Below are 22310 nucleotides of genomic sequence, written 5' to 3' on the forward strand. Positions count from 1 at the left end.
CTATTCATTCTGATCTAACGGGGCTTCATCCAGCGCCGGCGGCTCTTGCTCATCGTCCGCCGCCTGCGCGTCCACGGCAGCGCCACCTTGCGGGTGGCACCACTGCCACAGCAGTTGCGCCACCTCGTCCACACCCTGCTTTTTCAGCGCCGAAAACAGGCGCACCTCACCACCGCCGGCATTGAGCCGCATGATGGACAGTGCCTTGGCCTGCTCAGCGCGCGTGAGCTTGTCGGCCTTGGTCAGCAGCACCAAAAACTTCAGCCCCTGCTCCACCCGGGGGCGCAGGGCATCGAGCAGCGCCTCGTCCAACTCGGTCAGGCCCAGGCGCGGATCGCACAGCAGCACCACCGCCGTCAGGCTCTCGCGCTCCATCAGGTAGTTCAGCATCACGCGCTGCCAGCGCTCTTTATCGCTGCGCGAAACGGCCGCGTAGCCATAGCCGGGCAGGTCGGCCAGCACCGCATCGGTCACCCCCTGCTTGCCCAAAGAAAACAGGTTGATGTGCTGTGTGCGCCCCGGTTTCTTCGAGGCAAAAGCCAGCTGTTTTTGCTGCGTCAGCGTATTGATCGAGGTCGATTTGCCCGCATTGGAGCGACCCACAAAGGCGATTTCTGGCACAGTGACTGGGGGCAATTGTTGTAATTGCGCAGCAGTGGTTAAAAACCGTGCTGTGTGCATCCAACCCATGGCTGTCTTGGGGGTTACCGGGTCAAATTCTTGACCAGCGGCAAAGGTGGGGGTGTTTGTTGTCATAGGGTATTAGGAATATCCAGGAGCCTCATTGTAGAATCCGGCCGTTTTTGCTGACATAACCAGACTATTTACTATGAAGCTGCTTGCCTCCCTGCTGACCGCTGCCGTTGTGGCAGCACCCGCTTTCTCCGCCGCCGCTGCAGACTTGGCCAAAGGCCAAGAAACCTACGGCGGCGTGTGCATCGCCTGCCACGGCGAAGCTGGTAAATCCGTGCTGCCGGAAAACCCGGTGCTGGCCCAGCAGCATCCCGAGTACCTGGTCAAGCAATTGAGCGAATACAAAAGCGGCAAACGCAACAACGCCATCATGCTGGGCATGGCCGCCATGCTCTCTGACGAGGACATGAAAAACGTCAGCGCCTACCTGGCCCAGCAAAAAGCCGATCCCGGCGCAGCCACCGACAAAGACTTGGTTGCCTTGGGCGAGAAAATCTACCGAGGCGGCATCCAGGATCGCAACATCGCCTCCTGCGCCGGCTGCCACAGCCCCAACGGGGCCGGCATTCCTGCGCAATATCCGCGCCTCTCGGGCCAACACGCCCAATACATCGTCACGCAGCTGAACCAATTCCGTGATGGCACCCGCGACAACAACCAGCAAATGACCGATGTCGCGGCCAAGCTCAACGACAAAGAAATCAAAGCCCTGGGCGAATACATCGCTGGCTTGAAATAAGCCATTGGCAAAGCCCCGCCCACCACGGGGAACTTCGTCAGCACAATAAACTCAACACGGGCGGCGCCTTAATTTTGCAAGGCCCCGCCCGTTTTCCGTACTGCCTGTCCATGCCTGACTCCCCCCTTCGCCAACGGTTGCGCAGCTTTTTTGAGCTGATATCGTCCATGCGCTTTGCCATCGCGCTGCTCACCGTGATTTGCATCGCCTCGGTGATTGGCACAGTGCTGCAGCAGCATCAACCGATCAACAACTACGTCAATCAATTCGGCCCTTTTTGGTCGCAACTGTTTTTGGCGCTGAAACTCAACGCCGTTTACAGCGCTTGGTGGTTTTTGATCATTCTGGCTTTCTTGGTCATCAGCACCAGCTTGTGCTTGACACGGCACACGCCCAAATACTTGGCGGACCTGCGCAACTTCAAGGAAGACATCCGCGAAAAAAGCCTGCAAGCCTTCAACCTCAAGGCGCAGGCTGATTTGCCAGAATCAAGCCAAGCGGCAGCCCAGCGCATTGGCCAAGGCTTGGTACAACTGGGCTGGCGCGTCAAAGTGCAAGAGCGCACCACGGCCAACGGCACTGGCTTCATGGTCGCCGCCAAAAAAGGTGCGGCCAACAAGCTGGGCTATATCGCCGCCCACACCGCCATTGTGCTGATTTGCCTGGGCGGCCTGCTCGATGGCGATTTAATCGTTCGTGCCCAAATGTGGCTGGGCGGCAAAACGCCTTTTAATGGCTCGGGCCGTATTTCTGAAGTCATCGACCAGCACCGCCTGTCGGTGACCAATCCCACCTTTCGGGGCAATCTGCCCGTGGCCGAAGGCACCCAGGCCGACACCGCCATCTTGAGCCAGTCCGACGGCGTGCTGCTGCAGCCCCTGCCCTTCTCGGTCGAGCTGAAAAAATTCATCGTTGAGTATTACGACACCGGCATGCCCAAGTTGTTTGCCAGCGAAGTCATCCTGCACGATTACGAAACCGGTGAAGCCATCCCCAAGCGCATCGAGGTCAATCACCCCGCCAGCCACCGAGGGATCGAGATTTACCAATCCAGCTTTGACGACGGTGGCTCGAAGATCAAACTCAGCGCGGTGCCCTTCAGTGCCACCACGAAGCCGTTTGAAATCCATGGCATCGTCGGCGAAAGCACCACGTTGGCCGATTTTGATGGCAGCCCGGTCACGCTGGAATTCACCCAGCTGCGCACCATCAACGTAGAAAACTTCAGCAACCGCGAAGGCGCAGCCGTCGATGTCCGCAAGGTGGACCTGCGCAGCATGCTCGATAGCCGCACTGGGGCCGGTCACAAAACCGGCACCGAGAAAAAGCTGCGCAATATCGGCCCCAGCATTGGCTACAAACTGCGCGACAGCGCCGGCCAGGCGCGCGAATACCAAAATTACATGCTGCCCACCGATATGGAAGAAGAAGGCAACTCTGTCTTTCTGTTGGGCGTGCGTGAGACCGAAGCCGAGCCATTTCGCTATCTGCGTGTACCCGCCGATCCCGAGGGCAAGATGGACACCTTCTTGCGCCTGCGCCTGGCCCTGCTGGACCCGGCCCAGCGTGAGGCCGCTGTGCGCAGCTATGCCAACAACGCGACCCCCACCGAACGCCCCGACCTGCGCGATGCCCTGGCCGAATCAGCCTTGCGCATTGCCATTTTGTACGCCGGCACCGGTAACCGCGAAAAACCCGACGGCGGCCTGCAGGCACTGGGTAAATACCTCGAAGACAGCGTCCCCGAGTCTGAGCGCGAACGCGCCAGCGAAGTGCTGCTGCGCATTTTGAACGGCATCCTGTTTGAGCTGACCCAGCAACTGCGCAGCCAGGCGCAACTTCCCCCGCTGCAAGTCACTCCGGAAACCCAGCGCTTTATGGCCCAAGCGGTGTTTGCCTTGAGCGATGCCCAGTACTACCCGGCCCCGGCCGCCTTTATGCTGGAGGACTTTGACCAAGTGCAAGCCAGCGTCTTCCAAGTGGCCCGCGCACCGGGAAAGAAGGTGGTGTACTTGGGCTGCTTCTTCCTAATCGTTGGCATTTTTGGCATGCTCTACGTGCGCGATCGGCGCTTGTGGGTCTGGCTGGCCCCTCAAGCCGAGGCCGCCCAAAACACCCATGCCACCATGGCCATGTCGTGTAACCGTAAGCTTATCGATATTGACCGCGAATTTGCGCAATTGAACCACCAGCTGCTCGGGGCTGCGGCCCCGACAACGGCTCCTACGGCCTCAGAGGTTTGAATGAACACCATCACTGCCACCCCCGCACCCCCCTCTAGCACCGCTCCTAAAACCATGGACCTCAATCCTGGTTTTATGGCCCGACGCAATGTTTGGGATTGGCTTTTTGCCCTGATTTTGCTGGCCGGCACAGTCTTCGCCTGGGTGCAATACGACAGTGCCATGGATGTGTACGAAAAAGGCATTTTGCTGCTGACCACCCCCAGCCTGATCGCCATGGGCTGGTTTTGGCGGCCGCTGCAAAAACTCATGCTCACTGTCGGCGGCCTGTCGCTGCTGGCCATTTGGCTTTACCACGGGCCCGATGGCGTGGCGCACCTAGACCGAGCCGAAGCCGTGTTTGGCCTGAAGTACTTTCTTTCCAGCCAATCGGCCATCTTGTGGATGGGCGTTTTGTGCTTTATCGCCACCGCGTTTTACTGGGTGGCCTTGTTTGCCAAAGGCGAACAAAACGCCTTTGGCCGCATTGCCAGCACCATGGTCTGGGTTGCGGTCACCCTGGCACTGGTCGGCACCATGGTGCGCTGGTACGAAAGCCACCTCATGGGCCCGGACATCGGCCACATTCCGGTGAGCAACCTGTACGAAGTTTTCGTCATGTTCATCTGGATGACGGCCCTGTTCTACCTGTACTACGAAGACCAGTACGCCACCCGCGCACTGGGTGGCTTTGTGATGCTGGTGGTCAGCGCTGCTGTGGGCTTTTTGCTCTGGTACACCGTGGCCCGTGAAGGCCAAGAGATCCAGCCCCTCATCCCCGCTTTGCAAAGCTGGTGGATGAAGCTGCACGTACCGGCCAACTTTATCGGCTATGGCACTTTTGCCATTGCCGCCATGGTCGCCTTTGCCTACTTGATCAAACAGCAGGCCACCGAGACCAAATGGTACAAACTGGCCCCCCTGTGGCTGCTGGGCGTGGCGCTGTGCTTTGAGCCGCTGGCCTTCCGCCAGTCACAAGCGGGCGGCAGCAGCTACTGGATTGTGTATGCCGGTATCTCGGCCTTGATCGTTGGCGGCATCTTGGCGCTGCGCAAGCCCATTGCCGAGCGCTTGCCCTCGTTTGAAATCCTCGACAACGTGATGTACAAATCCATCGCTGTGGGTTTTGCCTTCTTCACCATTGCCACCGTGTTGGGCGCACTGTGGGCTGCCGATGCCTGGGGCGGCTACTGGAGCTGGGACCCCAAGGAAACGTGGGCGCTGATCGTCTGGCTGAACTACGCCGCCTGGCTGCACATGCGCCTCATGAAAGGCTTGCGCGGCACGGTGTCGGCCTGGTGGGCGCTGGTGGGTCTGGCAGTCACCACCTTTGCCTTCCTGGGGGTGAACATGTTCCTCTCGGGCCTGCACAGCTACGGCGAACTGTAAGCACCTGTCTCCTCATAAGAAACACTGCCTCCCTGCAAAGGAGGCCGTGCTTTTTTTCTTGATAATCCGGGCTTTTCCGGCCCGCAAGGAGGGGGCACCCCGATGACAAAACTGATCAAACCCACCGTCACAGCTTCCTCGTTCAAGAAAACCATCCTGCTCATCGTCGGCGCCGTGGTGGCCACCCTGCTGGCGCTGGTACTGGCGGGCGAGCGCGTGGAGATTCCGCCCGCCCACGTCGGCAAGATCATGACCAAGGACGGCTACCAGGAGGCGCTGATTCCCACCTCCAAGTTCCGCCTCTCGCCGTGCTGGGCCTACTGCGACCGGCTGGTGATGCTGGACGTGGCGGACAAGGCCTACCAGGAAAACCTGAGCATCTTCATCCCCGAAGACAAGCTGAACCTGGACGTCTCCGTGCGGGCCACCCTGAGCATCAACCCCAAGAAAACCGCCGAGCTGTTCAACACCATCTCCCCGACGGACGGGCGCGGCAGCACCTCGATCATTGCCAACGAGCAGGTCTACCGCACCTATGCCAGCCAGATCATCCAGGCCGAGGTGCGCGAGTATTTGAGCCAGTACAGCATCAGCCAGATCGCCTCCAGCAACGAGAAAATCAATGCCGACCTGGGCCTGCGCCTGGGCAAGGCGATCGAGGCCCGCACGCCGTTCTCGGTGCGCCACGTCGGCATCACCAACCTGAAATACCCCGACATCATCACCAAGGCGCAGGAAGCCGCCGCCGAGCGCCGCGAAGCCATCCAGCAGGAAGAGGCGCAGACACAGGTATCCGCCGCCCGCCTGGAGCGCGAACTGCGCGAAGCCCGCCTGCAACGCGCCATTGAAAAAGAGAAGGCCGAAACCGAAGCCCTGGCCCAGGCCACCCTGGCCGCCTCGGTCGATTCCCGCGTGCTGGAGCTGCGCAAGCTGGAAAACCAACGCGCCTGGATCGAGAAGTGGGACGGCCAGCTGCCCACCACCGTCCTGGGCGACGCCGTGCCCATGGTGACACTGAAATGATCGCCGCGCTGAACCTGATCCCGCTGGCCCTGCTGGCGCTGGCCGCCTGGGCCGTGTGGAAGAAAAGCCGGGCGGGCCTGATCGGCGTCGTGCTGCTGGCCGCCGTCTATGCGGTGGTGCAGCCGTCCTACCTGCCCAAAGGGACGGTGGAACGCAGCCCCGTGCCCGCCTTCACCCCTTCGGATGCCCCCATCGAAGACCGCAACCGCAAGCCCACGCCCATCGAGGAGCGCGACCAGCGGATGCAGGAGGCCGTGCGCAAGGGGCTGGATTTCAAGCCATCCCCCTGAAACAGTTCGGGGCAAGCTGACGCATACTTCGCTTTTTTCACAGGAGATGGACGAACATGACCGATTTTGTTTTAAGCAGCCCCGACATCCCGGCCGGCGGCACCATCCCGCAGGAGTTTGAATTCAACAGCTTTGGCTGCACGGGCCGCAACGAATCGCCCGTGCTGCGCTGGCAGGGCGCACCGGCGGGCACGCAAAGCCTGGCGCTGACGGTGTACGACCCGGATGCGCCCAGCGGCAGCGGCTGGTGGCACTGGATGGTGGTCGACCTCCCACCCACGGCCACCGAACTGCAAGCCAACGCAGGCGCCGCAGGCAGCGCCACCCTGCCCACCGGTGCCCGCCAGATCCGCAACGACTACGGCAGCTTTGCCTGGGGCGGCGTCTGCCCGCCGCCGGGGGACAAGCCGCACCGCTACGTGTTCACCGTCCACGCCCTGTCCGTGCCCAAACTGGACGTTCCGGACGATGCGACCGCCGCCCTGGCCGGCTTCATGATCAACGCCAACGCCATTGCCACGGCAAGCTTTACCGCGCACTACGGGCGCTAAACAGCGCTGGCTCAAACACCACGGGCAGTTGCAGGCTGCCCGTTCCCGCACCCTTCATTCATAGAAAGAACGTATCCAATGCAGCCTTCCGAAACCATGCGCCAGGTCAGTTTTGCGCCCTTGCTCCGCGCCAGCGAGGGGCTGACCCAATGGCGGCCAATGGCCTTGGGATTTTTAACCTGGGTGGTCGTCGCGCTCCTGCTGGCCGTTGGTGGGTTTTTAAGCAGCAGCCTCGGTGGTGCGGCTGGCGTGGGGCTGATGGGGTTGTTCGGGCTCTTGGCCATGATTTTGATTGCCGCCGGCATGTCTGGCGCAGGCATTTTGCTCATGGACAAGGCCAAGAATATTGCGCCGCGCTCGATGATGGATGCCTTTTTAGCGGGTCTGTGGTGCATCCCAAAATTTTTGGGCTTTTACGTGGTGGTGGCGCTGGTGCTGGTGGCACTGGCCGTGGTCGGTGCCATCGGCTATTTTCTGGCCAAGATTCCTGGGATTGGCCCCCTGTTTTTCTTTGTCCTGCACCCGGTTTTGGTGATCGTGGCCGCAGCGGTGCTCACTTCTTTGTTGTGGGTCGGATTTCCGCTGTTCACCCCGGCGGTCTGGGAAGGACGCGGGTTTAAAGAATCCTTGTCCCTGGTCATCGCCGTGAGCCGCCAGCGCCTGGTGCCCACCGTACTGCTGTTTTTGGCGTTGTATGTCGTGGTCTCGGTGATCGGCATGGTGGTCTTTGGAGCCTTGCTGCCGGGTTATTTCTTTATGAGCGGGCTGGCCACCTCCATCCTTGGTGTCGGAATGACCGGCAATGGCTTGGCCGCCATCACCGCCCTCATGAACGGCTATGGCGGCGGCAGTAGCGGCCTGATGTACGCTGGCATTCTGGCCACAGCCCTGATTTTCGGCTTGGCCTTTACCTTGATGATGCAAGTGGCCCTGATGGGGGTGAACCTGGTCTATCTCTCGGCCACCGACGGGCTGGATACCGCCGATACCGAAAACGCTTTGAATGCCGGCCTGGACGAAATGAAACGCCGCGCCCGCGAAGCCCAAGAAAAAGCCCGCCTGGCCGCCGAACAAGCCCAGGAAAAAGCCCGCCAAATGGCCGAAGAGGCAAAAGAACGCGCCCGCCAACGCGCGGCCGAGCAGGCCGCTGCCCAGGCTGCCGCCGCAGAGCAAACCGCAGCCCAAGCCCAAGCGGCCGCAGTGTTGGCAGCAGAGCAAGCCGAGCAACAGGCTGCTGCTGACCGGTCAGCCACCGAAGCAGCCGCAGCACAAGCTGCCCCGCCAGATGCAGCCCCCCAAGAGCCACCCCTCCTGGCCAAGCCCGCGCCCAGCACCGACCTGCCACCCGCGTCGGCCGCCACAGCCACCTGCCCGCAGTGCCAGCACACCGTGGGCCATGACGATATGTTCTGCGGGGAATGCGGACACCGCCTCAAAAGCTGAACCACCCGCACGCGCACTGTAAAAAGGGTTGCTGCAGCAGCCCTTTTTTTATTCTTTCTCCCCAAGCTGCGCCACCAGGGCCGCATCACACCCCACCCCCGCCGCAATCCAGCGCCGCGCCAGCCATTGACGCAACTGCCCCAGCCTGCCCGTGGGGGCATCGCTGATGGCCCCACACAAGTAGCGCTGCTGCGCCTCACTCCAGCGCAATGCCACACAGGCACCGATGCGCTTGCGCGATAGCACCATGCCCAGCGGACACGGCTCCAGCAGGCAGCACAGCCCGCAGCCGTTGCAGGGTGCCCCCAGCGCCGGTTGGGGCGGTGCATCGGGGTGGATATGGGCCAAGGTGGTGTGGCGCATAAGGCGGGCGCAGCGCTTTTATGCGGTGGTCACCGGCCCGTGATTGATGGCCGTGAGCGCTTCATTCACCGCAAAAATACGGCTGCGGATGTCGCGCACCCCGGCCTGCGTCAAACGCTGGCTGTGCATGTTCAGATACGCTTGGGCCTGCTCCTGCGTGTCGAACAGGTACACGCCGCCGGCCTCTTGGGCCTGGGCGTTTTCCGTCCAGATTTTCCAGCGCATGCCGGGTTCTTGGTTGATGCTGTGCGCCAGCTCGGTGAAGGCCTGGGCCATGGCTGCGCCAAAGGGGCCGGGCATGGGGAAATCGACTTGCAAGAGGTAGGGCATGGAAAAACTCCTAGGGGGTGTTGCTTGGTGGTCGGACGCGGTGTTCATCCTGCGTTTAAGGGGGCAGTCCTAGGATGCCCCCATCGACAGACAGAGGCTGTCGTGGCACAGAGGCCGCTCAGGCCCACCCCCATCACTTTGCAGGAAAAAACCATGTCGAACCACCAAGAGCTCTACAAATTCACTTTCAACCCGTCGTACACCGGCGTGCTCCAGAAATACGAAGTGGAGGGGCGAAAACTGGAACGCGAAAACATCCAGGGCAGCCACTTTACGTTAGATATTGGCGCCAATGCGCAGGGCCAGCAAGGCGTCTTGACCGTGATCGAAACACGCCAATCCAAGGGCAAGTTCGAGTCCACGCTTTTCACCGATCTGGATGGCGATGGCCTGTTCACCGAGGCGGTGGAGTTGGAGGTCTTTAGCGCCAGCGTGGCCGCCCGGCATCTGGAAAAGCACCAGTTCAGTTGGGATGCCCAAGGCCAGATCAGCGCCGATTGGGAGCTGAAAAACGGCCAGTGGAAATGGGAGCACATCGATGCCAACGAAAGCTACACCCAGTTCACGCTGAACGGCACGCAGTACGTGCTCAAGACCGAGCAAGAGCACGATGGTCTGGAGTTTGAAGTCTTTCGCAACGACAACGCCGACCAGGTCTGGACGCGCGTGGCCGAGGGCGAATCCACCATAGGTATCGATTTGGTGGGGTTGCTGCCCTATCTGGAGGCCTCGAACGGCATCATCGGCTGACCACCAGCCCGCCCAGCACCAAGCAGGCCTGCAGCCCCTTGAGTGCAGGGCTTTTGCCCAGGGTGAGCGTGCCGCCATAGCTCTGGGCAATTTGCTGGGTGATGCACAACCCCAGCCCCGAGCCTTCCACGCTCTCATCAAAGCGCAGCCCACGCGCACCGGCGCTGTGCAGCTGCTGCTGGCTCAGGCCCGGGCCATCGTCTGCTATGCAAATGTGCAGCATGGGCTGCGCCGACCCTGGGGCATCGATCGATACGGTCACGCGCGCGACGGATGCAGCCCATTTGCCCGCGTTGTCCAGCAGGTTGCCCAGAGCCTCATCCAGATCGGCGCGCTCGCCGCGCCACAGCAGCACGGTGTCGGCGGGCGCGTTCCAGACCAGCTGCCAATCCAGCTCTGCCGCGTGGTGCAGCTGGCGCATCAGGGCCAGCAGCTGGCCGATGCAGTCCTGCACATCGACCCATTGCCCCGCCTGCGTCCACTCGGTCTGCAGTGCGTCGCTGTGCGTGCGTGCCTGGTAGCGGTCGATCAAGCGCGACATGGCGTGCGTTTGCTTGAGCACCGTGCTGGCGCAGACGGTGGGCTGCGCACTGGCTGCGGCCACCAGCACCGAGAGCGGTTTTTTCAGCGCATGGTTCAGATCGGCGGCATGGCTGCGCGCGCGCGCCACGATCTGGGTGTTGCGCTGCAGCAGCGCCAGCAGCTCTTGCTTGAGCGCCTCCAGATCGGCGCCCACGGGCAAGCGCTCCAGCTGCACCTGGGCGGGTAGGGTGCCTGCTGTGGGCTGGCGCAGCTGCGCCATCGCGGCCACCAGGCGCCGCAGTGGCTCCAGCCCGATGCGCACCTGCACCACCGTCAGGCACAGCAGCAGCCCCAGCAGCGCCCCGCCGGTGGCCAGCAGCACCCGATCGATGCTGCGCAGGTTGGCGTACAACGGATCGGCGGGGCCAAAAACCTGCAGCTGCCAATGGGTGGCTGCGGTGGTGGCCAGTGGCGCATGGCGGGCAGCGGTTCCGAGTTGCCCGCGAATCTGGGGTGCGAGCCGGGTCTGAAAGGTAAAGGTTTTGGCCAGCAGTGCTTCCTGTTGTGGCCCGGTGGCTGCATACAGCTGGGCACGGGCAGAGATCGGCAGGGGGTTGGGGCGCAGGTCGGGCTGGTCCCACAGCGAGCGCGAGCGGGCCACGACCACCCGATCGGCCCGCAGCACCTGCCAGTACCAGCCGGAGAAAATCGCGCTGAACTCGTCGCCGCTGCTGGGCAGGTCTTGCAGGGTGTCACCGTCCTGTACCTCCAGGCGGGCGGCAATGCGCAGCGCTTTGTCTTCCAGCATGTGCGCCATGCCCGCATACAGGCTGGCCTGCATTTCATGGCGCAGCCACCAGCCGCCCAATGCCAGCACCACCAGGGCGGGCAGCACCGTCAGCAGCACCAGCCGTTCGGCCAGCGACCAGTGGCGCGGGTGCCGGTCAAGGCCGGTCATCGGTGGTGGGCGCGCTGTGCAGCCGAAAGCCTTGCCCGCGCTCGGTGACCAGCAGTTGCGGCTGGCCCAGTTTGCGCCGAATGCGGCCAATCAGCACATCCAGCGTGTTTGAGTCCGGGTCCAGATCGCGCGCGTACACATGCTCGCTGATCTCGGTGCGCGTCAGCACCCGATTGGGGTGGTGCATCAGATAGGCCAAGATTTTGTGTTCTTGTGCCGTCAGCGTCAGCGGCTGGCCGTGCAGGCGAAAGCGTGCGGCGGTCACGTCGTACTCCAGTGGCCCGGCTTGCAGCACCGGGTTGGCGCAGCCTGCCAGACGGCGCAGCATGGCGCGCAGCCGCAAGACGACCTCATCCAGAATGAACGGCTTGGTCAGGTAATCGTCGGCCCCGGCTTGAAAGCCTGCCAGCTTGTCGCTCCAGCGATTGCGTGCCGTCAGGATCAGCACCGGCCACTGGTGGCCCGCCTCGCGCCACTCGCGCAGCACGCTCAGGCCATCGCGCACGGGCAGGCCCAGGTCGAGCACCGCCGCGTCGTAGCGCTCGGTCGTGCCGGCAAAGGCGGCGGCGGCGCCGTCGTGCTCTACGTCCACCGCAAACCCTGCGCCTTCCAGCGCTGCGCGCAGTTGCGCGGCCAGTGTGGTGTCGTCTTCAACCACCAGGATCCGCATGATTGCCTTCTTTCTTTCCTTGTGTGCTGCAGCCCAGCGGCTTCAATCTTCGAGCTTTTGCGACAGCAGCTCCAGCGTCACGGCGTCGATTTTCAGCTCCAGCGTGCTGCCGTTGCCCTGCAGCAACTCAATCTCGTAGTACGGGCGGTGGTGCTTGCCATGCTCCAGCTCAATCTCCAGCACCTGGCCCTGAAAGCGGGGCGCCAAACCGGGCAGGATGTGCTCAATGCGCTGAATGCCATCGCTGGCAATCGCATGGTGGGGCGACTGCGCCAGCAGCTGGCCCGTGGCCGCACCCATGACCAGCCGCGTGCTGGGGGTGTAGCTGGTGTTGACATGGATTTGGTACACGCCCTGCCCGGCGCTGTCGCGGTCAAATTTGACATCGCTGATGTACTGCCCCGCAGGCAGCTTGAGCTGTGCCAGATACGCGGCCAGCGCGGTCATGGACACTGCCTGGGCATGGTCCTCGCGGCGGTGCTCGATGGTGCGGCCACTGGCGGCATCCACCAACAGGCGCTGCTTGTGGCCCTGGGCATCCAGCAGTTTGATTTCATAGCGCAGTTCGTCGAACGGGCCGCGCTTGCTCGCAATGTCCAGCACCCGGCCACCGTGGCGCGCCGTCACCTGGCTCAGGATGGCCGACAGCGGCTGGTATTGCCCGCTGGCCACCCCGGTGCGTACGGCCTCTTGCTCCTGCGCCGCGCCATGGGCCAGGTCAGCGGCCAAAGGCAGCAGCACCAGCCAAGCTAGGCGAGAAAGACAGTGGGGGAGGGACATCCGGCCTATTGTCCGAGCCTTTCTTAAATGTTCAGTGAACCGGCACTTAATATTTGGTTTAGGCAGAGGGGCGAATACTTCGCGGACCGACTGCGCCATTGGGCCAGTCACAACGTCGCACTATGGAGTACCCAATGAAAAAATCTGCAATCACTTACGTTCTGGCCGCTTGTGGCCTAGCCGCTGCACTGCCCCAGGCGGCGTATGCCTTGAATGCCCAGCAGGTCGTGGAGAACATTGCCGCCAATGGTCTGCTGGCTCCCTATGACCTGGAAAAGACCGGCCATTATTGGCAAGCGCAAGCCACGACCCCGGATGGCAAAAAAGCATACGTGGTGGTGAACGATGTCGATGGTCAGTTCACCGCCGTGAGCAAGTCCGATCTGGGCACCCGCTACCCGGGTGCGGCGCAGGTGATGGCGCATCTGCGGGCTCTGGGCTATGCCCAAATCCAAGAAGTGGAGTTTGACGATGGCTTCTGGCACGTCGAGGTGCGTCCCAACCGTCAGGCCTACAAGCAAGAGTTGCTGCTGCATCCCGTGACTTTGGAGATCGTGCAGCCAACGCAGTCCACAACGGTGACGGCTGCGCACATCGTGGACGTGCTGCAGCGCGCAGGCTACACCCGCATTACCGATGTGTCTTTTGACGATGGGGTGTGGGAGGCCGAAGCCACCAACGCACAAAAACAGCGTGTGGATCTGAAGCTGGACCCTGACACGGCCACCATCATTTCCGAAAAGCTGGACGACTGATCGGCCCACTGCTGGGCACAGCCGTCCAAAGGGGGGTGCCCCCCTTTTTTGCTTTTCAGCGCCCCAGCACGCCCTGCAGCGCCACGCCCGTATGCGTGCCCGCCTGAACCAAATCCTCGGGCGTGCCCTGGGCGACGATGCGGCCGCCGCCAGCGCCGCCTTCGGGGCCGAGGTCGAGCACCCAGTCGGCCTCGGCAATCACGTCCAGGTCGTGTTCGATGACGATGACGCTGTGCCCGGCATCGACCAAGCGGTGCAGCACGCGGATGAGTTTGTCCACGTCAGCCATGTGCAGGCCCACGGTGGGCTCGTCCAGCACGTACAGGGTGTGCGGGGCTTTCTGGCCGCGCCGGCCAATGTCGTCGCGCACCTTGGTCAGTTCGGTGACCAACTTGATGCGCTGCGCTTCGCCGCCCGAGAGCGTGGGGCTGGGCTGGCCCAGCGTGAGGTAGCCCAGCCCAACGTCTTGCAACAGTTGCAGCGGGTGGGCGATGGCGGGCATGGCGGCAAAAAACTCCACGGCCTCGGCCACTTCCATTTGCAGCACCTGGCCAATGTTTTTACCGCGCCACGTCACCGCCAAGGTTTCGGGGTTGAAGCGGGCACCGTGGCAGGCATCGCAGGGCAGTTTCACATCGGGCAGAAAGCTCATGGCGATGGTGCGCAGGCCCTGGCCTTCGCACGCCGGGCAGCGGCCCGCGCCGGTGTTGAAGGAAAAGCGCCCGGCGGCGTAGCCGCGCGCCTGCGCTTCGAGGGTGCCGGCAAACAGTTTGCGGATGGTGTCCCAAAAGCCGATGTAGGTGGCCGGGCAGCTGCGCGGGGTTTTGCCGATGGGGGTTTGATCCACCTCCAGCACGCGGTCGATGCTTTCAAAGCCGCTCAAGCCCGTGCAGCCCACCAGCGCCGGGGCCTGGCCCGCATCCATGGCATCGCGCCCGGCCTTGGTTTGGCGCTGGCCAACCCAGGCGGCCACGTTGGTCAAGAGCACATCCCGCGCCAGGGTGGATTTGCCCGAGCCACTCACGCCGGTGATTGCCACCAGCCGCTGCAGCGGCACGCGGGCGGTGACGGTTTGCAGGTTGTGCAGCTGCGCATCATGCACGGTAAGCCAGCGCAGTACTGCGGGGGCTGCTTCTGTTTCAGGAGCTGTTTGCGCTGATTTTTTATTGTTTTCAGATTGTTTTGATGCTGAAACCTTTTTATTTCCAGCGGTAGAAGCTTTGTTTTCAGGATCACCCACACTGCGCCGGGCCTGCAGCGGGTGGCGCATGGCGTGCAGCAGGTAGCGGCCGGTTTGCGAATCGGCGGCGCTTTCAATATCGGCCACGCTGCCCTGGGCAATAAGCTGGCCGCCGCGCCGCCCGGCGCTGGGGCCAATGTCGATGATGTGCTCGGCACGGCGGATGGTGTCCTCGTCGTGCTCCACCACCACCAGGGTGTTGCCTTTGGTGCTGAGCTTGTGCAAAGCGCCCAGCAGGATGCGGTTGTCGCGCGCGTGCAGGCCGATGGTCGGTTCATCCAGCACATAGCACACGCCCTGCAAATTGCTGCCCAGCTGCGCGGCCAGGCGAATGCGCTGGGCTTCGCCGCCAGAGAGCGTCGGAGCGCCCCGGTCGAGGGTGAGGTAGCCCAAGCCCACCTCCTGCAAAAACTCCAGACGGCTGGCGATTTCGGGCAGCAGGTCGCGGGCGATGTCGCTTTCGCGTTGCGTCAAGCGCCCGGCCTGCGCCAAGTGCGCGGCCCACTGGCGCAGGTCGTCCACACTCAAATGGGCCAGATCGGTGATGCGCTGCCCGGCAAAACGCACGGCGCGGGCGGTGGCGTTCAGGCGCGTGCCGTGGCAGCTGGGGCAGGCCACTTCGGCCAGGTCTTCCACCTCTTGGCTGGCAAAGCCGATTTCGCGGCCCCGGTTGTCTTCGGCCAGTTGGCTGTCGTCGTACACCTTGCGCTGGTCTTTGTTGAGCTGCACGCCCGTGCCCACGCAGTCCGGGCACCAGCCGTGCTTGCTGTTGTAGCTGAACAGGCGCGGGTCCAGCTCGGCATAGCTGGTGGCGCACACCGGGCAGGCGCGTTGGGTGGAGAAGGCTTGCACGCTGCCCATGCCACTGCCGTCGCCACCCGCCCCCAGCGCGGCGGCCAGATCGTCGATGCCGTGCAGCACCTGCACCACGCCCTTGCCCAGCTCCAGCGCCTGGGCCAGGTGCTGGCGCAGCGTGGCCTCGTCAGCGGCACTGACCAAGACGCTGGCCACGGGCAGCTCAATGCTGTGCTCTTTAAACCGATCCAGCCGGGGGAATCCGGTGGTGGGCAGAAACGCCCCATCCACGCGCAAATGCGTGTAGCCGCGCGGGCGGGCCCAGTCGGCCAGTTCGGTGTAAACGCCCTTGCGGTGGCTGACCAGCGGGGCCAGCAGGCCAATCACCTGGCCGCTGAACTGGGTGATGAGCTGCGCGGCAATGCTGTCCAGGCTTTGCGGTTGCACCGGCGCATCGTCATGCACGCAATGCTGGGTGCCCAGCTTGACGTAGAGCAGGCGCAGAAAGTGCCAGACCTCGGTGGTGGTGCCCACGGTGGATTTGCGCCCTCCGCGCGACAGGCGCTGCTCAATGGCCACGGTGGGCGGGATGCCATACACGGCATCCACCTCGGGCCGCCCGGCGGGCTGGACGATGCTGCGGGCGTAGGCGTTGAGCGACTCTAGGTAACGGCGCTGGCCTTCGTTGAACACAATGTCAAACGCCAGGGTGGATTTGCCCGAGCCGCTCACGCCGGTAATCACGTTGAACTTGCCGTGCGGAATCTGCACGCTGAGGTTTTTCAGGTTGTGCTCTTTGGCGTTAATCACTTCGATAGCACGGGGCGCAACAGGGGCGTGCTTTTTTGCCGATTTGGTTTGAAATTTTGCCCCCGCCTCGGCCACGCTGTGCCCGTCCAGGCCCAGGGCCTGCTCATAGTCGCGCAGCGCCTGCGCGGTGTGCGAGCCGGTCATTTGCCGCAGCTCTTCGGGCGTGCCCTGGGCGACGATGTGGCCGCCGCCATCGCCGCCTTCCGGCCCCAGGTCAATCAGCCAATCGCTGGCGCGGATCACATCCAGGTTGTGCTCAATGACGATCAGGCTGTGCCCGGCCTCCAGCAGCTTCCTCAGCGCCCGCATCAGCTTGGCGATGTCTTCAAAGTGCAGGCCGGTGGTCGGCTCGTCAAACAAAAACAGCGTGCCTTTGCGCGCCAGGCTTTGGCGCGATTTGGCCTGGGTTTTGGCCGCTTCGGCCAGAAAACCGGCCAGTTTGAGGCGCTGCGCCTCGCCGCCGGACAGGGTGGGCACGCTTTGGCCCAGTTGCACATAGTCCAGCCCCACATCCACGATGGGCTGCAGGGCGCGAATCACTTCGGCATCTTGGGCGAACAGCTGCGCGGCCTCGGCTACGGTCAGCGCCAGCACGTCGGCCACATTCAGCAGCCGCCCGCCGCGCTCCAGGCGCACCTCCAGCACCTCGGGGCGGTAGCGCTGGCCGTTGCAATCGGGGCAGCGCAGGTACACGTCCGACAAGAACTGCATCTCCACATGCTCAAAGCCCGAGCCGCCGCAGGTCGGGCAGCGCCCATCGCCGGTGTTAAAGCTGAACTTGCCCGCCGTGTAGCCGCGCTGCTGCGACAGCGGGGCGCAGGCGAACAGCTCGCGCAGGCTGTCCCAGGCGCCGACGTAGCTCACGGGGTTGGAGCGCGCGGTTTTGCCAATGGGCGATTGATCCACCCACAGCACATCGGCCAGTTGCTCGGCGCCCAGCAGGCGGGTAAAGGCCCCGGCGCTTTCCGTGGGCTTGCCAAAGTGGCGCAGCAGCGCGGGCACCAGCACATCTTGAATCAGGCTGGATTTGCCGGAGCCAGAAACGCCCGTCACCGTCACCAGCCGCTGCAGGGGAAAGGCCACGTCAATGCCCTGCAGGTTGTGGGCGCTGGCCCCTTCCAAAATCAATTTGGGCGTGTTGGCCTGCACCGGGCGCTTAAAGCCAAAGCCCACCTGCTTGCGCCCGCCCAGGTAGGCCCCGGTCAAAGTATCGGCCTGGCGCAGTTGCGCGGGTGGGCCATCAAACACAATCTGCCCGCCGCGCACGCCGGGGCCGGGGCCCATGTCGATGATGCGGTCAGCCGCCAGCATCACGGCCGGGTCGTGCTCCACCACCACCAGGGTGTTGCCGGCGTTTTTTAGGCGCTGCATGGCCAAGTTGATACGCTGCATATCGCGCGGGTGCAGGCCAATGCTGGGCTCGTCCAGCACAAACAAGGTGTTCACCAAGCTGGTGCCCAGCGCGGTGGTCAGGTTGATGCGCTGCACCTCGCCGCCCGAAAGCGTGCGGCTTTGCCGATCGAGTGTTAGGTAGCCAATGCCCACATCGCACAGGTAGCGCAAGCGGGTTTCGATCTCTTCCAAAATCAAAGCTTGTGCCGCTTGTTCTGCTTGGTTTTCAGCAGGTTTAGTTGCTGGAATGTTTTCTGGTTCAGCGGGAACAGCTTCTTTTTTAAGAGCTTGAAAAAATGTTTGCAGCCGCACCAAGGGCAGCTGCATCACATCGTGCAGGCACAGGCCAGGCAGGGCTTCCAGCTGTGCGCGGCTCCAGGCCACACCGTGGGGCATGAAGCGCTGCGCGGGCGGTAGCACCGCATCGGCCTGCGCCTTGCTGCCCACGCGCCACAGCAGGCTTTCCAGCCCCAGGCGCGCGCCGCCGCAGCATGGGCAGGGCGTGTAGCTGCGGTATTTGGAGAGCAGCACGCGAATGTGCATCTTGTAGAACTTGCTCTCCAAATACGCAAAAAAGCGGCGGATGCCGTACCACGTCTGCTCCCACTTGCCGTTCCAGCGCGGCGAGCCGTCCAGCACCCAATCGCGCTGCGCGGGCGTGAGCTTGCCCCAGGCAATGTCGCGCGGAATGCCCTCGGCCTCGGCGTGGCGCAGCAAGTCGTCTTGGATTTCTTTCCACGCTGGGGTTTGGATGGCCTTGATGGCGCCGGTGCGCAGCGTGAGTTTGTCGTTGGGCACGACCAAATTCCAATCCACCCCAATCACCCGGCCAAAGCCCCGGCATTCCGGGCAGGCACCGGCAGCGGAGTTGAAGGAGAACAACGCCGGCAGCGGCGCTTGGTAGCTGATGGCGCTCTCGGGGCAATGCAGGCCCAGGGCAAATTTCCAGATTTCGGGTTCCGGGGCATCAGTCAGCGCATACACCTGCATCAGCCCCTGGCCGCGCAGCAGCGCCAGCTCAATCGCTTCCATGGCGCGGGCGCGTTCGACGTTGCCCATGCGAAAGCGGTCGGCCACCACGTCCAGCACTTTCACGCTGGTGGGTTTGGCGGCTTTTTTGCCTTTTTCGGGCGCAGGGGCGGGTTTTTCCAGCGTGCGATCGGCCTGAATCTTGGTAAAGCCGCTGGCCAGCAGCCACTGCTGCACCTCGTCGGCGCTGGTGCTGGCGGGCAGCTCCACGGCAAAGGTGACGACCAAGCGCGGGTCGCCCGCCGCCTGGGCGCGTGCTTGCAGTTGCTGGTAGATGCTCTCGGCCGTGTCGTGCTGCACCGGCTGCGCGGTCTGGCGGTCGAACAAGGCCCCCGCACGGGCGAACAACAGCTTCAGGTGATCGTTCAGCTCCGTCATCGTGCCCACGGTGGAGCGGGAATTGCGCACCGGGTTGGTCTGGTCGATGGCAATCGCTGGCGGCACGCCTTCGACCTTATCGACGGCGGGTTTGTCCATGCGATCAAGAAACTGGCGCGCGTAGGCGCTGAAGGTTTCGACATAGCGGCGCTGCCCCTCGGCATACAGCGTATCGAACACCAGGCTGGATTTGCCCGAGCCACTGGGGCCAGTGACCACGGTCAGCTCCCCGGTGCGGATGTCCACATCCAGATTCTTCAAATTGTGCTGGCGCGCGCCGTGGATGCGGATAAGACCGTGGGGGGAATCAGAGGACGAAGATGACGACATGGCAGGGGGCAAAAATCAGGGGGCTTTATTGTAGGAAGCCGCCCCTGGCCTTGCGCTGCACCCGCTTACCCGAACAGGTCGCTGTGTGTCCCCAGGCGTTTGAAGATGATGATCTCCAGCGCTTTGTCTTCGGGGTGGGGATCAATGCGGTAGATCAGCAGAAAGTCGCCACCCAGATGAATGTCGCGGTCGCCCGCGTCCCATTCATCGTCTGCGGTCAGGCCGTGGTCGCTCCACTGCTCGGCCAGCACCTGCTGAGCCGTGTGGGCAATCAACAGACCACCTACTTCGTTCACCAGCGTCATGTCATACCGTCCGGCAGCGGCCATGCGCTGGTAGTCTTTTTTAAAAGTCTTCGTGTAGGCAATGGTGCGCAGCTTGCGCCCTTTTTTGCCAGCCATCAGGCTTCGTCCTGGTGCGTTTCGTGCTCCATCGCTGCCAGCATGGCCTGTACGCTGGCATGGCTGGGGCCGCCCGTGCGGGCAATGTCGCGGGCTTCCAGGGTGGCTTGGCGATTGGTTTGCTTGCGCTGGCGCAGGGCCTGGGCTTGCGCCTCTGTCAGGCGCAGGTCAAACGGAATGCCGTTGTGCAGCACCACGCCTTGCAAAAACATGCGAACGGCGCTGTTCATATCCAGCCCCAGCGTAGCCAGAATATCGCTGGCAGCAAGAAATAGATTTTCATCTACCGTTGTACGAATAACGCTCATTTCTCACCTCAAAATGCCAATAATTGACCGATAAACAGCATTTTATGACATTCAATGCCGCAGCAGCCCCGGCAGCTCTGCCATATCGCGCAACACCCGCTGGGCACCGGCGGCCAGCAGCGCTTCGGGGGTGGTGTGGCCCCCCTCCCAAGGGCAATAGCCCCAGACGGTGGCCCCGGCGGCCAGGCCCGCTTGCAAGCCGGGCAAGGCATCTTCAATCACCAGGCAGTGGTGCGGGTCGCGTTGCAGGGATGCTGCGGCGGCCAAGTACACATCCGGAAAGGGTTTGGTGCGCGGCAGGTCGTGGCCGCTGAAGATGTGCGGATCGAACAGCGGCAGCAGGCCCACTTTGTCCAGCTGCATCAGCACCTTGGCCTTGTCCGCGCCGCTGGCCACGGCGATTTTGCCGCCCAGCAGGGCATGGCATTGCTGCACGGCGGCGACTGCGCCAGGGATGGCCTGCAGGTGGGCGTGCAGCCCTTGGTCGCGCAGGGCGTAGAAGGCGGCCATCCAGGCATCGGTGAGCGGCTGGCCGGTTTCGCGTTCGATGCGCTCGGTTTCGCTGCGCACGGTTTTGCCAATGAAGATTTGCAGGCACTCGGCCTCAGAAATAGCCCAGCCCGAGGCGTTGAGCATGGTGTGCAGGGCCCGATTGGTGATGTGTTCGCTATCGACGAGCACGCCGTCGCAATCGAACAAAATGGCTTCAAACAACATGTTGCTTTACCCGATCTGCTTTATCTGATGTGCTTTATCCATTCCATTCAGCCGCCAAACTCCGCCGCCAGGGCTTGCGCACGGGCCTGGGCTTGGCGCATGGCGGCCACAAAGTGCGCGGGCACCTGTTGCGCCTGCAGGTGGGTAATGGCCGCGTGGGTGGTGCCGCCCTGGCTGGTCACGCGCTGGCGCATGACCTCGGGCGCTTCCCCAGAGCGGGCCGCCAATTCGGCAGCGCCCTGAAAGGTGGCCACCGCCAGCTGGTGCGCTTGTGCGGGGGTGAGGCCCATGTCGGTGCCGGCCTGAATCATGGCCTCTAGGAATAAAAACACATACGCGGGGCCAGAGCCCGAAAGCGCCGTCACCGCATCCAGCTTGTCCTCGGTGTCCACCCAAAGCCATTGGCCCGTGGTGGCCACAATGCGCTCTGCCAGGGCGCGGCCCTCGGCAGCCACCGCTTCGCCGGCAAACAGGCCCGTCATGCCCCGCCCCACCAGCGCGGGCGTGTTGGGCATGGCGCGAATGATGCGCTCACTGCCCAGCCACGCGGCAATGCTGGCGGTGGTGATGCCGGCGGCCACACTCAGGTGCAACGCTGCCCCCGTGTGGGGCGCGGCCGCCAAGGCAGCCTCTTTAAACGTTTGCGGTTTAACGGCCCAGACGATGAGCGCCGCACGCGCCAGTTGGGGGCCGGGGGTGGCCGCTGCTTCGATGCCAAAGCGTTCGCGCAACGCCGCGCGGGCCTGGTCCCAGGGTTCGACCACTTCAATCCGGCTGGCTGGATGGCCCTGGCTGGTCAGCCCGCCAATGATGGCGCTGGCCATGTTGCCGCCACCGATAAAGGCGATAACGGGGTGCAATGGGGTAGGTGTTGGTGCAGGCATAAGGGAATGATGGTGGGGTTGTGTACAGAGGGGCAGAGGCACCGCGATTGTGCTGGTGCCCGGTGGCGGAGAAGCAATCAAGCAAGGCGCTGCGGGCGGGCGGCCGGCCTCAGGAAAGCGTCCCATCCACATAGCGCCAGCGCAGCAGGCCATCGACCATTTCGCGCACAAAACGGCTGCGCTCGTGCAGGCGCACAGCGCGGCCTTGTTGGCGGTAGCGGGCAACGAACTCTACGCTGGCGTGGTGCGCATCCATGGCAGTGAAAGATTTCACTTCCAGGCCCAGCCATTGGGTGGCCGGGCCAAATTCCAACGCCGCCGGACGGGTATCGGGGTGCCACGTGGCGAGCAGGTAGGCGGCATCTTCCCGCACAAAGGCGCTGTAGCGCGAGCGCATTAAATGCTCGGCATCTGGCGCTGCGGTGTCGGCGTAGTGGTCAATAAAACGGCCACAGCAGGCGGCGTAAGCGATGGGCTGGGTTTGGCGGCCTTGGGTGTGGGTGCGGCCACAAGGGCAAAAATCAGAAACAAGTGCAGAGCGAGACATC

21 protein-coding genes are annotated in these 22310 nt (G+C 63.1%); 9 read left to right on the forward strand and 12 right to left on the reverse strand.

Annotated elements, in window-relative coordinates:
* Window positions 1-756 carry a ribosome biogenesis GTP-binding protein YihA/YsxC gene (gene yihA, locus J1777_RS08190; RefSeq protein WP_377737021.1) on the reverse strand — a complete coding sequence of 252 codons (756 nt, stop codon included), beginning with the start codon at window positions 754-756 and terminating at the stop codon, window positions 1-3.
* 73 nt (window positions 757-829) lie between these two features.
* Between yihA and J1777_RS08195 the strand changes: the two genes are divergently transcribed.
* The 7 genes from J1777_RS08195 to J1777_RS08225 all read left to right on the forward strand — a co-directional run bounded on the left by J1777_RS08195 (window position 830) and on the right by J1777_RS08225 (window position 8350).
* Window positions 830-1432 carry a c-type cytochrome gene (locus tag J1777_RS08195; RefSeq protein WP_207575265.1) on the forward strand — a complete coding sequence of 201 codons (603 nt, stop codon included), beginning with the start codon at window positions 830-832 and terminating at the stop codon, window positions 1430-1432.
* 110 nt (window positions 1433-1542) lie between these two features.
* A complete protein-coding gene (locus J1777_RS08200; RefSeq protein WP_242700450.1) occupies window positions 1543-3675 on the forward strand; it encodes a cytochrome c biogenesis protein ResB in 2133 nt (710 codons plus the stop codon).
* Window positions 3676-5043: a c-type cytochrome biogenesis protein CcsB gene (gene ccsB / locus J1777_RS08205; protein ID WP_207575266.1), complete on the forward strand. Its 1368-nt coding sequence runs from the start codon at window positions 3676-3678 to the stop codon at window positions 5041-5043.
* A gap of 102 nt (window positions 5044-5145) precedes the next feature.
* Window positions 5146-6066 (forward strand): SPFH domain-containing protein, encoded by a 921-nt coding sequence (locus tag J1777_RS08210; RefSeq protein ID WP_242700451.1) that lies wholly within the window; start codon window positions 5146-5148, stop codon window positions 6064-6066.
* A complete protein-coding gene (locus J1777_RS08215; RefSeq protein ID WP_207575267.1) occupies window positions 6063-6356 on the forward strand; it encodes a hypothetical protein in 294 nt (97 codons plus the stop codon). Before J1777_RS08210 ends, J1777_RS08215 begins: the two co-directional genes overlap by 4 nt.
* 56 nt (window positions 6357-6412) lie before the next feature.
* On the forward strand, window positions 6413-6907 hold the full coding sequence (locus J1777_RS08220; RefSeq protein WP_207575268.1) for a YbhB/YbcL family Raf kinase inhibitor-like protein: 495 nt from the start codon (window positions 6413-6415) through the stop codon (window positions 6905-6907).
* A 78-nt stretch (window positions 6908-6985) separates the two neighbouring features.
* The gene (locus tag J1777_RS08225; protein WP_207575269.1) at window positions 6986-8350 is read left to right on the forward strand and encodes a hypothetical protein; all 1365 of its coding nucleotides are present in this window, start codon (window positions 6986-6988) and stop codon (window positions 8348-8350) included.
* A gap of 48 nt (window positions 8351-8398) precedes the next feature.
* On the opposite strand, the gene J1777_RS08230 is transcribed toward J1777_RS08225, so the two are convergent.
* Entirely contained in the window at window positions 8399-8713 is a 315-nt protein-coding gene (locus tag J1777_RS08230; RefSeq protein ID WP_207575270.1) for a hypothetical protein, read from the reverse strand.
* An 18-nt stretch (window positions 8714-8731) separates the two neighbouring features.
* Entirely contained in the window at window positions 8732-9043 is a 312-nt protein-coding gene (locus J1777_RS08235; protein ID WP_207575271.1) for a monooxygenase, read from the reverse strand.
* A 153-nt stretch (window positions 9044-9196) separates the two neighbouring features.
* Between J1777_RS08235 and J1777_RS08240 the strand changes: the two genes are divergently transcribed.
* Entirely contained in the window at window positions 9197-9793 is a 597-nt protein-coding gene (locus J1777_RS08240) for a hypothetical protein (protein ID WP_207575272.1), read from the forward strand.
* Here J1777_RS08240 and J1777_RS08245 read toward each other — a convergent pair.
* From J1777_RS08245 to J1777_RS08255, 3 genes are read right to left on the reverse strand one after another with little or no spacing between them, the layout of a single operon-like run.
* Window positions 9783-11273 (reverse strand): sensor histidine kinase, encoded by a 1491-nt coding sequence (locus J1777_RS08245; protein WP_207575273.1) that lies wholly within the window; start codon window positions 11271-11273, stop codon window positions 9783-9785. The genes J1777_RS08240 and J1777_RS08245 overlap by 11 nt on opposite strands.
* Entirely contained in the window at window positions 11260-11943 is a 684-nt protein-coding gene (locus tag J1777_RS08250; protein WP_207575274.1) for a response regulator transcription factor, read from the reverse strand. Before J1777_RS08250 ends, J1777_RS08245 begins: the two co-directional genes overlap by 14 nt.
* Before the next feature lie 42 nt (window positions 11944-11985).
* Window positions 11986-12723 (reverse strand): PepSY domain-containing protein, encoded by a 738-nt coding sequence (locus J1777_RS08255; RefSeq protein WP_207575275.1) that lies wholly within the window; start codon window positions 12721-12723, stop codon window positions 11986-11988.
* A gap of 134 nt (window positions 12724-12857) precedes the next feature.
* Between J1777_RS08255 and J1777_RS08260 the strand changes: the two genes are divergently transcribed.
* On the forward strand, window positions 12858-13478 hold the full coding sequence (locus J1777_RS08260) for a PepSY domain-containing protein (RefSeq protein ID WP_207575276.1): 621 nt from the start codon (window positions 12858-12860) through the stop codon (window positions 13476-13478).
* A 55-nt stretch (window positions 13479-13533) separates the two neighbouring features.
* On the opposite strand, the gene uvrA is transcribed toward J1777_RS08260, so the two are convergent.
* From uvrA to J1777_RS08290, 6 genes are all read right to left on the reverse strand, one after another.
* Entirely contained in the window at window positions 13534-19452 is a 5919-nt protein-coding gene (uvrA, locus tag J1777_RS08265; RefSeq protein WP_207575277.1) for an excinuclease ABC subunit UvrA, read from the reverse strand.
* A 65-nt stretch (window positions 19453-19517) separates the two neighbouring features.
* The gene (locus J1777_RS08270; protein WP_207575278.1) at window positions 19518-19853 is read right to left on the reverse strand and encodes a type II toxin-antitoxin system YafQ family toxin; all 336 of its coding nucleotides are present in this window, start codon (window positions 19851-19853) and stop codon (window positions 19518-19520) included.
* Complete coding sequence (locus J1777_RS08275) at window positions 19853-20161, reverse strand: type II toxin-antitoxin system RelB/DinJ family antitoxin (protein ID WP_207575279.1); 309 nt, start codon at window positions 20159-20161, stop codon at window positions 19853-19855. The genes J1777_RS08270 and J1777_RS08275 overlap by 1 nt, the downstream gene beginning before the upstream one ends.
* A gap of 51 nt (window positions 20162-20212) precedes the next feature.
* A complete protein-coding gene (locus tag J1777_RS08280; protein WP_207575280.1) occupies window positions 20213-20878 on the reverse strand; it encodes an HAD family hydrolase in 666 nt (221 codons plus the stop codon).
* Between the two features lie 47 nt (window positions 20879-20925).
* Complete coding sequence (gene proC / locus J1777_RS08285; RefSeq protein WP_207575281.1) at window positions 20926-21762, reverse strand: pyrroline-5-carboxylate reductase; 837 nt, start codon at window positions 21760-21762, stop codon at window positions 20926-20928.
* Between the two features lie 109 nt (window positions 21763-21871).
* Entirely contained in the window at window positions 21872-22309 is a 438-nt protein-coding gene (locus J1777_RS08290; protein ID WP_207575282.1) for a YchJ family protein, read from the reverse strand.
* Between the last annotated feature and the right edge of the window lies 1 nt (window position 22310).

Source organism: Comamonas denitrificans, assembly GCF_017368815.1.
Taxonomy (GTDB): domain Bacteria; phylum Pseudomonadota; class Gammaproteobacteria; order Burkholderiales; family Burkholderiaceae_C; genus Comamonas; species Comamonas denitrificans.

What these genes read in the sequence shown, in the direction of transcription:
- yihA (WP_377737021.1), bottom strand. Translation starts at nt 756, where the DNA reads ATGACAACAAACACCCCCACCTTTGCCGCTGGTCAAGAATTTGACCCG.
- J1777_RS08195 (WP_207575265.1), top strand. Translation starts at nt 830, where the DNA reads ATGAAGCTGCTTGCCTCCCTGCTGACCGCTGCCGTTGTGGCAGCACCC.
- J1777_RS08200 (WP_242700450.1), top strand. Translation starts at nt 1,543, where the DNA reads ATGCCTGACTCCCCCCTTCGCCAACGGTTGCGCAGCTTTTTTGAGCTG.
- ccsB (WP_207575266.1), top strand. Translation starts at nt 3,676, where the DNA reads ATGAACACCATCACTGCCACCCCCGCACCCCCCTCTAGCACCGCTCCT.
- J1777_RS08210 (WP_242700451.1), top strand. Translation starts at nt 5,146, where the DNA reads ATGACAAAACTGATCAAACCCACCGTCACAGCTTCCTCGTTCAAGAAA.
- J1777_RS08215 (WP_207575267.1), top strand. Translation starts at nt 6,063, where the DNA reads ATGATCGCCGCGCTGAACCTGATCCCGCTGGCCCTGCTGGCGCTGGCC.
- J1777_RS08220 (WP_207575268.1), top strand. Translation starts at nt 6,413, where the DNA reads ATGACCGATTTTGTTTTAAGCAGCCCCGACATCCCGGCCGGCGGCACC.
- J1777_RS08225 (WP_207575269.1), top strand. Translation starts at nt 6,986, where the DNA reads ATGCAGCCTTCCGAAACCATGCGCCAGGTCAGTTTTGCGCCCTTGCTC.
- J1777_RS08230 (WP_207575270.1), bottom strand. Translation starts at nt 8,713, where the DNA reads ATGCGCCACACCACCTTGGCCCATATCCACCCCGATGCACCGCCCCAA.
- J1777_RS08235 (WP_207575271.1), bottom strand. Translation starts at nt 9,043, where the DNA reads ATGCCCTACCTCTTGCAAGTCGATTTCCCCATGCCCGGCCCCTTTGGC.
- J1777_RS08240 (WP_207575272.1), top strand. Translation starts at nt 9,197, where the DNA reads ATGTCGAACCACCAAGAGCTCTACAAATTCACTTTCAACCCGTCGTAC.
- J1777_RS08245 (WP_207575273.1), bottom strand. Translation starts at nt 11,273, where the DNA reads ATGACCGGCCTTGACCGGCACCCGCGCCACTGGTCGCTGGCCGAACGG.
- J1777_RS08250 (WP_207575274.1), bottom strand. Translation starts at nt 11,943, where the DNA reads ATGCGGATCCTGGTGGTTGAAGACGACACCACACTGGCCGCGCAACTG.
- J1777_RS08255 (WP_207575275.1), bottom strand. Translation starts at nt 12,723, where the DNA reads ATGTCCCTCCCCCACTGTCTTTCTCGCCTAGCTTGGCTGGTGCTGCTG.
- J1777_RS08260 (WP_207575276.1), top strand. Translation starts at nt 12,858, where the DNA reads ATGAAAAAATCTGCAATCACTTACGTTCTGGCCGCTTGTGGCCTAGCC.
- uvrA (WP_207575277.1), bottom strand. Translation starts at nt 19,452, where the DNA reads ATGTCGTCATCTTCGTCCTCTGATTCCCCCCACGGTCTTATCCGCATC.
- J1777_RS08270 (WP_207575278.1), bottom strand. Translation starts at nt 19,853, where the DNA reads ATGGCTGGCAAAAAAGGGCGCAAGCTGCGCACCATTGCCTACACGAAG.
- J1777_RS08275 (WP_207575279.1), bottom strand. Translation starts at nt 20,161, where the DNA reads ATGAGCGTTATTCGTACAACGGTAGATGAAAATCTATTTCTTGCTGCC.
- J1777_RS08280 (WP_207575280.1), bottom strand. Translation starts at nt 20,878, where the DNA reads ATGTTGTTTGAAGCCATTTTGTTCGATTGCGACGGCGTGCTCGTCGAT.
- proC (WP_207575281.1), bottom strand. Translation starts at nt 21,762, where the DNA reads ATGCCTGCACCAACACCTACCCCATTGCACCCCGTTATCGCCTTTATC.
- J1777_RS08290 (WP_207575282.1), bottom strand. Translation starts at nt 22,309, where the DNA reads ATGTCTCGCTCTGCACTTGTTTCTGATTTTTGCCCTTGTGGCCGCACC.